The sequence below is a fragment of the Massilia sp. UYP34 genome, assembly GCF_056279385.1.
Genome location: NZ_JBWBRF010000001.1, coordinates 174,934 through 187,056, shown reverse-complemented (window position 1 = coordinate 187,056; position 12,123 = coordinate 174,934). Strand labels below are relative to the sequence as shown.

Sequence of the window (12,123 nt, the reverse complement as noted above, 5' to 3'; positions counted from 1 at the left end):
AGACTAGAACCCCAGCCCTTCGCCCATCCCCAGCAGGGTCGCGATGCCGAGCACCGCGAAGATCAGCGCCGCGATGCCATGCACCAGCTTCAAGGGCACGCGGTTCGCGATGCGCTCGCCGAAGTATACGGCCGGCACGTTGGCAAGCATCATGCCGAAGGTGGTGCCGGCGACGATGGCGGCCATCGATTCATAGCGCGCGGCCAGCGCGACGGTGGCGATCTGGGTCTTGTCGCCCATCTCGGCAACGAAAAAGGCGATCAGGGTGGTCAGGAACACGCCGTATTTCGCCAGCTGCGCTTCCTCGGCGTCGATCTCGTCCGGCGTCAGTACCCACGCGGCCATGGCGAGGAAGGACAGGCCCAGCACCCAGCGCATCACGCCGGGACCCAGCAGCTCGCTGACGAGGGCGCCGACAGCGGCGGCGAAGGCGTGGTTGGCCACGGTCGCGACAAGAATGCCGAACACGATCGGCAGGGGGCGGCGAAAGCGCGCGGCGAGCAGGAAGGCCAGCAACTGGGTCTTGTCGCCGATCTCGGCGAGGCCCACGATGCCGGTCGAGACGAGAAAGGCGTCCATCAGTCGGGTGAAGCAGGAAGAAGGCCGCGATCATAGCAGAGGCGGCTCTGTTTCTGCCGCTTCGCCCGCATATTGATCGCGCATGACCGCGGCCGGCCCGCGCTTTCGCTGGCCAGGCGTGCATGCTATCCTGCTCCCGCCTCGGCCTGCCGGGCCGACCTTCCCTGCGAGAGACCATGAACCAAAGCACCCTGCTGCGCGCCAGCACCGCAGCCTTCCTGAGCGCCTGGAGCGCCTACGCCTTCGCCCTCGATCCCCTCAGCTACGCCAGGTACGACCAGGTCAAGACCACCGCCCTGCACCTGGACCTGAAGGCCGACTTCGCGAAGAAAAGCCTGGACGGCTACGCCGAGCTGACCCTCGACTGGCTGGACAAGAAGGCGACCACGCTCGACCTGGACACGCGCGAGCTGACGATCTCGAAGATCGAGGCGCAGGATGCGAAAGGCGCCTGGCGCCGCGCCGACTACTCGCTCGGCAAGTTCGACGAAGAGAAGGGCCAGCCGCTGCACGTCAAGTTGCCGGGGCAGCAGAAGAAGGTGCGCATCCACTACCGCACCGCGCCGACCGCCACCGCGCTGCAATGGCTGCAGCCGGTGCAGACGATGTCGGGCAAGTACCCGTTCATGTTCAGCCAGTCGCAGGCGATCAATGCCCGTTCCTGGGTGCCGATCCAGGACACGCCGGCGGTGCGCTTCACCTACAGCGCGCGCATCGAGGCGCCGCAAGGCCTGCGCGTGGTGATGAGCGCCGATAACGACATGCAGGCCACCGGCAAGGGGGGCTGGAAGTTCAACATGCCGCAGCCGATTCCTTCCTACCTGCTGGCGATCGGCATCGGCGAGCTCGAAGCCGCCACGCTCGGCGGGCGCACCGGCGTCTATGCCGAACCGCAGCGCATCAAGGCGGCGCAGTACGAGCTGGCCGACACCGAAAAGATGGTGGAGGCGGCCGAGAAGCTGTACGGCCCGTATCGCTGGGGACGTTACGACATGCTGGTCCTGCCGCCGTCGTTCCCGATCGGCGGCATGGAAAACCCGCGCCTGACTTTCCTGACCCCGACCATGATCGCGGGCGACCGCAGCCTGGTCGACCTGATCGCCCACGAGCTGGCGCACAGCTGGTCGGGCAACCTGGTGACCAACGCCTCGTGGAAGCACTGGTGGCTCAACGAAGGCTTCACCACCTACGTCACCACCCGCATCCTGGAGGAGATCTACGGCAAGGAAGTCGCCCTCATGAACCTGCAGCTGGAGCAGGAAGAGGCGCTGGAGATGCTGAAGGACCTGCCTCAGCCCAAGCAGGCGCTGGTTTCGCGCCAGCCGGACACCTCGGCCGAGCACTACCCGGACACCTCGCTGGCCTATCCGAAGGGCGCCTGGTTCCTGCACACGCTCGAGCAGCGCGCCGGCCGCGCCGCCTTCGACACCTTCCTGCGCGGCTGGTTCGACGGCCACGCCTTCCAGAGCGTGACCAACGACCAGTTCCTGGATTACCTGCGCAAGAACCTGCTGGCGAAAAATCCGAAGATCATGAGCGAGGCCGAGCTGGACGAATGGATCCACGGTCCCGGCATCCCGGCCAGCGCGCAGCGCGCCGTGTCGCAGCGCCTGGCGCGGCTGAACGCCTCGATCGACGGCTGGATCAAGGGAACGGTATCGACCGGGCAGTTGAAAGCCAGGGACTGGAACGCCGTCGAGTGGATGAAGTTCCTGAACGATATCGACAACAAGGCCGATGCGAAGAAGCTGGAAGAACTCGACCGCGCCTATGACCTGGCCAACACGAAAAACAACGAAGTCGCGTTCCGTTTCTACCGCGCATCGGTGCACGCCGGTTACCGCGCCGTGCGGCCGCAGCTCGAAGCGTTCCTGATGAGCGTGGGCCGCCAGAAGTTCGTGGTGCCGCTGTACGCCGCGCTGCGCGAGAAGCCCGATGATCGTGCCTGGGCCGAAGGCATCTACAGGAAGGCGCGCGAGCGTTACCACCCAGAGACGCAATCGAGCGTCGACAAGGCGATGGGCAAGCAATGATGAGCATGAACCGACTCGCCGGCGCGCTGCTGCTGGCGTCGTGCGCGGCCGCCGTCGCTGCACAGAGCGCCTCTGCCCAGACTGCCGCCGCGCCAGCCGCCACCGCGGCGGCGCCTGCGTACAACCTGGAAGCCGACGTCAACCGGGTCCTGAAAACCTTCGACGTCCCCGGCATCGCCATCGCGGTGGTCAAGGACGGCAAGGTCGTCATCACCCAGGGCTTCGGCGTGCGACAACTCGGCGACCCGACGCCGGTCGACGGCAAGACCATCTTCGAGATCGCATCGAACTCCAAGGCCTTCACGGCGGCGGGGCTGGCGATGCTGGTCGACCAGGGCAAGCTGGCGTGGGACGACCCGGTCATCAAGCACCTGCCGGACTTTCGCATGTACGATGCGTACGTGACGGCCGAGATGACGGTGCGCGACCTGCTCACCCACCGCAGCGGCCTGGGACTGGGCGCCGGTGACCTGATGTGGTGGCCGACCACCACCTTCAGCACCGACGAAATCATCCACAACCTCCGCTACATCAAGCCGGCGACGAGTTTTCGCAACAGCTACGCCTACGACAACCTGCTGTACATCGTGGCCGGCAAGATCATCGCGCAAAAGTCCGGCAAGGACTGGGGTGCGACCATGCGCGAGTGGATCCTCGATCCCGTCGGGATGCAGGCCACCACCACCAGCCTGGAGCAGCACGAGCCGGGCATGAACGTGTCGGCGCCGCACAGCAAGATCGATGGCAAGGCGGCGGTGGTCAAGCCCATGCCGGTGGCGAACGCGATCGGCGCGGTGGGCATCAACACCAATGCCGAGGACATCGCGCGCTGGATGAACGTGCTGCTCGACCACGGCCGCGTGAAAACCGACGCGGGCGGCAAGGAAGTGCGCCTGTGGTCCGAGAAACAGGCGCGCGAGATGTGGACCGCGCAGACGCCGATGACGATCAATGAGCCGCGCCCGCCGCTGGCGGCGACCAAGCCGAACTTCTTCGCCTATGGCCTGGGCTTCCAGCTGCGCGACTACCAGGGCAAGCTGGTGGCGATGCACGGCGGCGCGCTGCAGGGCTTTTATTCGCGCGTGCTGCTGGTGCCGGAAGCGAAGCTGGGCATCGCGATCTTCACCAATGCCGAAAGCGGCCCGTCGCTCAATGCGCTGCAATACCGCCTGCTGGACCAGTACATGGGCGTGGCGCCCACCGACTGGATCGGCCGCATCGCCGAGGTCGACCGAGAAGCGCGCGAAAAGGAAGCGGCGCGCGTGAAGACCGAGACCGCCAGCCGCGCCAAGGCCTCCAACCCGTCGCTGCCGCTGTGGGACTACGAAGGCGAGTACGAAGACGCCTGGTATGGCAAGGCGACCGTCAGGCGCCAGGGCAGCAAGCTGGTGATGTCGTTCTCGCGCACGCCCGACCTGACCGGCGAGATGGAGCACTTCCAGCACGACACCTTCATCGTGCGCTGGAAGGAGCGCAACTTCAACGCCGACGCCTACGCGACCTTCTCGCTGGACCACGACGGCTCGATCGAGCGCCTGCGCATGAAGCCGGTGTCGACCGAGACCGACTTCAGCTACGACTTCCAGGACTTGCTGTTCACGCCGGTGAAAAAGGCGAAGTAAGACAAGGAAAAAGACAAGAAGACGCCCGCGGTGTGCGGGCGTTTTCTTGTGTGCTCGCGTTCGTGGCGGCGCATCGGCCTTGGGTTCCCGCCTCCGCGGGAACGACGTGCATGGGTAGCGGGCAAATAGTGCGTCCTCTAGCCGTATAAACTGGCACGTCGTTCCCGCGAAGGCGGGAACCCGAGTCAACAAGAACAGCGTTAGCCTACTTGCGCTCCCACACCTTCATCATGTCTTCCGACCCCTGCGACCTGATCCCGTTGTCCGACAGGATGGCCTCGGTTGCGGCCAGCGTGGCCTGGCGCGGCAGGATCATGGTCTCGCCGTAGCGCTGGTCGAAGCGCAGCACCACCTGCTCGTCCTTCAGGTCGCGCAGCAGTTCCACCAGATGGCGCAGGCTGCGCACGCTCTGGCCGTTCACCGATTCGATCACCGAGCCGAAGCGGTTGTTGTAGCCGCTCACCAGCTTGTGCGGGAAGAACGGCGCGCTGATCACCACCAGCTCTTCGCGCTCCGGCGTCGGCGAATCGCCGCGCCGCGTGACCAGGGGGCTGGCGTTGAAGGCGTAGGCGTTCATCCCCGGCGCGCTGCCGGCGACAAAGCTCATGAACTCGCTGGTGGCGCGCGAGAAGGTGATCGGGCCATAGATGAAGTAGGACGGATAGCCGCCATCGAGGTCCGAGATCAGGAGCGGACGCGGCCCGGTGGCCGGCACCTCGACCTTCATCTGCTTGCCGCCGCGGATGATCGTCATGGGCACCTTGCCGTTCTTCGCCACCTGCTGGATGCGGTACTGGAAGCGCACGCGCAGGTTCGAGCCCAGCTTGACCATGCCCTGGTTGTCGACCGCATGCTCGCCGATATGGGTGATCACGTCCCATTCCTTCAGCGGCCAGCTGGCGTCGACGCGGTAGGGGCGGTGCACCACCGCGCCTTCGACCGATTTGTCGAGCGCCAGGAACTGGCGCAGCGCCGGGTTCTCCAGCGTCTGCACGCTGTCGTGCAGCAGCGGCTTGCCGTCGTAGCGGCCGTCGGCCACGTCGCGCAGGAACAGTTCGATCTCTTCGTTCGGGATCACGTAGCCGATGTTCTGCGCATTGGCCGCGCCGGCGAAGGCCAGGCCGACCATGCGGTCGCCGGAGACCACCGGGCCGCCGCTGTTGCCGGGATTGATCGGGGCGTCGATCTGGATCCGCAGGCCCGAGCTGAAGGCGCCGTAGTTGACGAACTCCACGCGCGAGACGATGCCGGTGGTGGTCGACAGAGAATTGCCGCCGACCGGATAGCCGTAGGCGAACACCTGCTGGCGCACGTCGGGCAGCACGGGCGACCTCGGCACCGGCGGACGCTTGTCGAAGAAGGACGGGTCTTCCAGTTCCAGCACGGCCAGGTCGATGCCGCGCGCCAGCGCGATCACCCTGGCCGCCACCTTGTCGCCGGACTGGCTGGCCTGCACCTCCACCTGGCTGGCGTAGCCGACCACGTGGGCATTGGTCAGGATGCGCTTGCCCTCGATGATGACGCCGGAACCGGTGACCGAGCCTGGCGCCGCCTTGGCCCAGGGTTTATAGGGTTCGGGGCGGCGAATGGTGGCGAAGATCTTCACGACCGAGTTCTCGACCGCCGGCAGGACCGGCGCGGGCACGGCGCTCTTGGCGGCGCTTGAAGAAGCGACTGCGGGAGCAACGGCGGGCGCCGGGGCAGGCGTCGTGACGGGAGCGGGGGCAGGCATGGCCTGGGCTTCGGGCGGCGCGGTATCCTGGGCGTGCGCGGCGCCGCAGACGCCAAGGACGAAGGCGGCCAGGCTCAATGTCGGCAGGGGTTTCATGGTGTTCCTTCGGTTGGACGATGCAGGATGCCAGCGGAAGAATAACCACAGGCGCCGCAAAAGGAAATACGGGAATCGCCGCGGAGGATGGCCTGGCCTTCCTCCGCGACCAGGGCGGCGCGTTACTGCTTGACGAACTTGAGCGTCATGCGGTCGCTCTCGCCGATGGCGAGGTACTTCTCGCGGTCCTTGTCCTTGTTGGCCAGCACCGGCGGCAGGGTCCACACGCCTTTTTCATGGTCCGCGGTGTCCTTTGGATTGGCGTTCACTTCCGACTTGGCGGCCAGCTTGAAGCCGGCGCGTTCGGCCATGCGGATCACGTATGCCTCGTGCATGTAGCCGCTCGAGGCCTTGGCGTCCTGCTCCATCTTCGCCGGCAGGCGGTGCTCGACCACGCCCAGCACGCCGCCCGGCTTCAGGACCTTGTGCGCTTCCTTCAGGACGGTGATCACGGCGTCGTCGCCGTTGCCCAGCCAGTTGTGCAGGTTGCGGAAGGTGACCACCATGTCGACGCTGTTCGGCTGGCCCAGCGCGATGTTGCCCGGGGGCGCGAACTGGACCGGCGTGACCTTGCCGTACACGGCGCCATTGGCCGCCAGCTTGTCGCGGAAGGCCTTGCCGCCACGGCTCTCGGCGTCCGGCACGGCGCCATACAGCTTGCCGCCGTCGCGCAGGTAAGGCGCCAGGATCTCGGTGTACCAGCCGCCGCCCGGCGACAGCTCGATCACCGTCATGTTCGGCTTGATGCCGAAGAAGGTCAGGGTTTCGTAAGGATGGCGGTGGGTGTCGCGGGCCTTGCTGGCGGCGGCGCGGTGTTCGCCGGCGATGGCGGATTTCAGGGCGTCGTCGGCGTGCGCGGCGCCGGCAAGGCCGGTTGCCAGCATCGCGGCCAGGATCAGTCGTTTCATTGTGCGAGGTCTCCTTGATGGATGGGACGGCAGGTCAGGGCGCCGCCGTCGCCGCGCAGATGATCGAACAGGCACGGCCGACAGTCAAGCGTTCGTCGCAGTTGGGTATGCATGCCGTGTCCGGCGCTGTATTGACTGTCCGCGCACCACCCATCCGGACAGTCGGACACGCCGCGGACACTGCCAAACATGCGCATCGTTCAGTGCATCGGGGTGGCACAAAGATTGCCTATTCAAAACGCTAAGTCAATGCTATGGTTGAGAGGTTTGCCGAGTGGCACACAGGCAAATCCAAAACAAAAGCGATGTACATACAAGAGCGGCGCCGCGCTGTTGACGGAACCGCTGCCCGGAAGTAGGTCATTCAGGAGAACACATGGAACGCCGTACCTTTCTCAATCTCAGCAGCCTGGCCGCCGCCTCGGTGCTGCTGCCATTCGGTCGCGCGATCGCTGCCGAGGAACTGGTCAGCACGATGCCCGTCGCCGCCAAGAAGGCGCTGGCCGACGTCGCGCTGAACGCCGCCACCAAGGCCGGCGCCAGCTACGCCGACGTGCGCATCGGCCGCTACCTCAACCAGTTCATCACCACCCGCGACCTGAACGTCGAGAACGTGGCCAACACCGAATCGGCCGGCGTCGGCGTGCGCGTGATCGTGAACGGCGCCTACGGCTTCGCGGCGACCTCGGACATGTCGAACGACGGCATCGCCAACGCCGCGCGCCAGGCGGTGGCGATCGCCAAGGCCAACGCCAGGCTCCAGACCGAACCGGTGCAGCTTGCACCAGTCAAGGGCGTCGGCGAGGTCTCGTGGAGCACGCCGTACACCAAGGACTGGCGCACGGTGCCGATCGCGGAGAAGACCGACATGCTGATCGCCGCCAACAAGGCGGGCATGGAAGGCGGCGCCAACTTCATGCGTTCGATGCTATTCCAGGTGAATCAGCAGAAGTATTTCGCGTCCACCGACGGCTCATACATCGACCAGGACGTGCATCGCCTGTGGGCGCCGGTGTCGGCCACCGCGGTCGACAAGGCCACCGGCAAGTTCCGTTCGCGCGACGGCCTGAGCTCCCCGGTGGGCAAGGGCTATGAATACTTCGACGCCCGTCCCGAGCACAAGATCAAGGCCGCCGGCGGCGTCGCCACTCTGTACACCGACAGCTACGACATCGTCGAGGACGCGCGCGCCGCGGGCCGCGACGCCAAGCGCAAGCTGACCGCCAAGTCGGTCCAGCCGGGCAAGTACGACCTGATGCTGTCGCCGGAACACCTGTGGCTGACCATCCACGAGAACGTCGGCCACCCGACCGAACTCGATCGCGTGCTGGGCTACGAGGCCAACTACGCAGGCACCAGCTTCGCCACGGTCGACAAGCTGAAGTCGAAGAGCTTCAAGTACGGCGCCCCGATCGTCAACCTCTTCGCCGACAAGGTTTCCCCGGGTTCGCTGGGCGCGGTCGGCTACGACGACGAAGGCGTCAAGACCAAGCGCTGGGACATCATCAAGGACGGCATCCTGGTCAACTTCCAGGCCACGCGCGACCAGGCCCACATCATCGGCGAGAAGGAATCGCACGGCTGCTCGTACGCGGACGGCTGGAACACGGTGCAGTTCCAGCGCATGCCGAACGTGTCGCTGGCGCCGGGCAAGGCGCGCCTGACCCCGGACGAGATGGTCAAGGGCATCAAGAAGGGCATCTACATCATCGGCGACGGTTCGTTCTCGATCGACCAGCAGCGCTACAACTCGCAGTTCGGCGGCCAGCTGTTCTTCGAGATCAAGGACGGCAAGATCGGCCAGATGCTCGAAGACGTGGCCTACCAGTCGAACACCCAGGAATTCTGGGGCGGCTGCAGCGCCATCTGCGACGAGCGCGACTGGCGCATGGGCGGCTCCTTCTTCGACGGCAAGGGACAGCCGCCGCAGATCAGCATCGTCTCGCACGGTTCGTCGACCGCGCGCTTCAACGGCATCAACGTGATCAACACCGCTCGCAAGATCGGCTAAGGCAGGGACGCACATGAGCATCTTGACCCAGGAACAAACGAAGAAGATCAGCGACCGCGTGATGTCGCTGACCAAGGCCGACGAGTGCATCGTCAACATCGAAGGCAGCACCATCGGCAACATCCGCTTCGCCCGCAACGCCGTCTCGACCGCCGGCCTGGCCGACGACACCCGCATCCAGGTGCAGGTCGCCTTCGGCAAGAAGCAGGGCACGGCCACCATCAACGAATTCGACGACAAGTCGATCGAGCGCGCCGTGCGCCGCGCCGAAGACCTGGCGAAGCTGGCGCCGGACAACCCGGAATTCATCCCGGCGATCGCCAAGACCGCCTACAAGCCGTCCGACACCTTCGTGCAGAAGACCGCCGACATCGATCCGGAATACCGCGCGCAGGCCGCTGCCTACGCGATCGAGGGCTGCCGCAAGCGCGGCCTGGTCTCGGCCGGTTTCTTCACCGACCGTACCAGCTTCGAGACCGTCGCCAACTCGAACGGCCTGTTCGGCCACCAGGTCGCGACCTCGCTCGACTTCACCCTGACCGTGCGCACCGAGGATGGCCGCGGTTCGGGCTGGGTCAAGCGTTCGGCGCGCGACGTCACCAAATTCGACCCGCGCGAAGCGGCCGAGATCGCGATCGAGAAGGCATTGCGCTCGAGCGACGCCAAGGCGCTGGAACCGGGCCGCTACACCGTGATCATGGAGCCGGCCGCCACCTCGGACCTGCTGTCCTTCATGCTGGGCGGCTTCGACGCGCGCCGCGCCGACGAGGGCCGCAGCTTCCTGTCGAAGGCCGGCGGCAAGAACCGCCTGGGCGACAAGCTGTTCGACAGCCAGGTCAACATCTGGTCCGACCCATGGGACAAGGACGTCGCCGTGCTGCCATGGGATAACGACATGCTGCCGCGCGAACGCGTGGAGCTGGTCAAGGACGGCAGGATCAACGCCCTCGATTACTCGCGCTACTGGGCGCAGCAGAAGAAGCAGCGCGCGGTGGGCGCGGCCGGCAACATCATCATGGCCGGTACCAACAAGACCACCGAGGAACTGATCGCCAACACCAAGAAGGGCGTGCTGGTCACCCGCACCTGGTACATCCGCATGGTGGACCCGCAATCGGTGCTGCTGACCGGCCTGACCCGCGACGGCACCTTCTACGTCGAGAACGGCAAGATCAAGCATCCGATCAAGAACTTCCGTTTCAACGAGAGCCCGGTCTCGATGCTGAACAATATCGAGGAAATCGGCCGGCCCGCCGTGATCGGCGCTGACGAAGCGCGCTACTCGATGCTGATCCCATCGATGAAGATCCGCGACTTCAACTTCACGTCGCTGTCGGACGCGGTCTAAGCCCGCGCCCCCTCGGCACACCGTCGTTCCCGCGGAGGCGGGAACCCAAGTTCGCATGCGCTTGCCACTACGCTGAGAACTTGGATCCCCGCCTGCGCGGGGATGACGGGTACACGCTAACATTAGTGTGAACGCAAACGGATAACACACATGGAACGTCGACAATTCCTGCAGATCGGCGCCGGCACCGCTGGCGCCCTGCTCATTCCGGTATTCGGCAACGCGATCGCGGCCGAAGACCTGCTCAAACCGATGGCGGCCAGCGCCAAGAAGGTCCTGGCCGATACCGCCATGGGCGCGGCCACGCAAGCCGGCGCGTCCTACTGCGACGTGCGCATCGGCCGCTACCTGAACCAGTTCATCGTCACGCGCGACCTGAACGTCGAAAGCATCAACAATACCGAATCGAGTGGCGTGGGAGTGCGCGTGATCGCCGACGGCGCCTATGGCTTTGCCTCGACCAACAGCATGACCATGGACGGCGTCGCCCATGCCGCGCGCCAGGCGGTGGCGATCGCCAAGGCCAACGCCAGGCTGCAGACGGAGCCCGTGCGCCTGGCGCCGGTGAAGGGCGTTGGCGAGGTGGCGTGGTCCACGCCGATCAAGAAGGATTGGCGCGCCCTGCCGGTCAAGGAAAAGGCCGACATGCTGATCGCCGCCAACAAGGCCGGCCTGGATGCGGGAGCGAACTTCATGACCGCCTCGCTGTTCCAGATCAACCAGCAAAAATACTTTGCATCGACCGACGGCTCCTACATCGACCAGGACGTGCACCGCCTGTGGGCCCCGATCAACGCCACCGCGGTCGACAAGGCCAGCGGCAAGTTCCGTTCGCGCGGCGGCCTGGGCGCCCCGGCCTCGATGGGCTATGAATATTTCGACGCGCGTCCCGAGGACAAGGTGCGCGCCGCCGGCGGCGTCACCACGCTCTACACCAAGTCCTACGACATCGTCGAGGATGCGCGCCTGGCCGGCAGGCAAGCGCGCGAAAAGCTGACCGCCAAGTCGGTCGAGCCGGGCAAGTACGACCTGGTGCTCAGCCCCGAGCATCTGTTCCTGACCATCCACGAAAACGTCGGCCACCCGACGGAACTGGACCGCGTGCTCGGCTACGAGGCCAACTACGCCGGCACCAGCTTCGTGGGTCTGGACAAGTGGCAGAGCAAGAAATTCAAGTATGGCGCCGAGCGCGTCAACTTTGTCGCGGACCGCACCACGCCGGGTTCGCTCGGCCTGATCGGCTACGACGACGAGGGCGTGCCGGCCAAGCAGTGGGACATCATCCGCGACGGCATCCTGGTCAACTACCAGGCCACGCGCGACCAGGCCCACATCATCGGCGAGAAGGAATCGCACGGCTGCTCGTATGCCGACAGCTGGAGCACGGTGCAGTTCCAGCGCATGCCGAACGTCTCGCTGGAGCCGGGCAAAGCGCGCCTGACGCCGGACGAGATGGTCAAGGACGTCAAGAAAGGCATCTACATCCTGGGCCGCGGTTCCTACTCGATCGACCAGCAGCGCTACAACTTCCAGTTCGGCGGCACGCTGTACTACGAGATCAAGAACGGCAAGATCACCGGCCCGCTCGAGGACGTGGCGTACCAGGCCAATACCCAGGAATTCTGGAATGCCTGTTCGGCCATCTGCGACGAGCGCGACTGGCGCATGGGCGGCTCCTTCTTCGACGGCAAGGGCCAGCCGAGCCAGGTGAGCGCGGTGTCGCACGGATCGAGCACCACGCGCTTTAACGGCATCAACGTCATCAATACCGCACGCAAGATCGGATAAGGAGAC

Annotated in this window: 8 protein-coding genes; 5 read left to right on the top strand and 3 right to left on the bottom strand. The window is 65.5% G+C overall.

Going from position 1 to position 12,123, the window contains the following annotated elements:
- Positions 1 to 3: 3 nt before the first annotated feature.
- The gene (locus tag ACZ9AQ_RS00875; RefSeq protein WP_429201513.1) at positions 4 to 579 is read right to left on the bottom strand and encodes a TMEM165/GDT1 family protein; all 576 of its coding nucleotides are present in this window, start codon (positions 577 to 579) and stop codon (positions 4 to 6) included.
- A 176-nt stretch (positions 580 to 755) separates the two neighbouring features.
- On the opposite strand from ACZ9AQ_RS00875, the gene ACZ9AQ_RS00870 reads away from it, so the two are divergent.
- Positions 756 to 2,612, top strand: a complete 1,857-nt coding sequence (locus ACZ9AQ_RS00870; protein WP_429201515.1) for a M1 family metallopeptidase — start codon at positions 756 to 758, stop codon at positions 2,610 to 2,612.
- Positions 2,609 to 4,234: a serine hydrolase gene (locus ACZ9AQ_RS00865; RefSeq protein WP_429201517.1), complete on the top strand. Its 1,626-nt coding sequence runs from the start codon at positions 2,609 to 2,611 to the stop codon at positions 4,232 to 4,234. The genes ACZ9AQ_RS00870 and ACZ9AQ_RS00865 overlap by 4 nt, the downstream gene beginning before the upstream one ends.
- A gap of 205 nt (positions 4,235 to 4,439) precedes the next feature.
- Here the strand turns inward: ACZ9AQ_RS00865 and ACZ9AQ_RS00860 are convergent, their stop codons facing one another.
- Together ACZ9AQ_RS00860 and ACZ9AQ_RS00855 are read right to left on the bottom strand one after the other, a co-directional pair.
- A complete protein-coding gene (locus tag ACZ9AQ_RS00860) occupies positions 4,440 to 6,062 on the bottom strand; it encodes a S1C family serine protease (RefSeq protein WP_429201519.1) in 1,623 nt (540 codons plus the stop codon).
- Positions 6,063 to 6,184: 122 nt separating this feature from the next.
- Positions 6,185 to 6,970 (bottom strand): class I SAM-dependent methyltransferase, encoded by a 786-nt coding sequence (locus tag ACZ9AQ_RS00855; RefSeq protein ID WP_429201521.1) that lies wholly within the window; start codon positions 6,968 to 6,970, stop codon positions 6,185 to 6,187.
- Positions 6,971 to 7,346: 376 nt separating this feature from the next.
- On the opposite strand from ACZ9AQ_RS00855, the gene ACZ9AQ_RS00850 reads away from it, so the two are divergent.
- From ACZ9AQ_RS00850 to ACZ9AQ_RS00840, 3 genes are all read left to right on the top strand, one after another.
- The gene (locus ACZ9AQ_RS00850) at positions 7,347 to 8,981 is read left to right on the top strand and encodes a TldD/PmbA family protein (protein WP_429201523.1); all 1,635 of its coding nucleotides are present in this window, start codon (positions 7,347 to 7,349) and stop codon (positions 8,979 to 8,981) included.
- A 13-nt stretch (positions 8,982 to 8,994) separates the two neighbouring features.
- Positions 8,995 to 10,329: a TldD/PmbA family protein gene (locus ACZ9AQ_RS00845; RefSeq protein WP_429201524.1), complete on the top strand. Its 1,335-nt coding sequence runs from the start codon at positions 8,995 to 8,997 to the stop codon at positions 10,327 to 10,329.
- Between the two features lie 150 nt (positions 10,330 to 10,479).
- Positions 10,480 to 12,117 carry a TldD/PmbA family protein gene (locus ACZ9AQ_RS00840; RefSeq protein ID WP_429201526.1) on the top strand — a complete coding sequence of 546 codons (1,638 nt, stop codon included), beginning with the start codon at positions 10,480 to 10,482 and terminating at the stop codon, positions 12,115 to 12,117.
- The last annotated feature ends 6 nt before the right edge of the window (positions 12,118 to 12,123 follow it).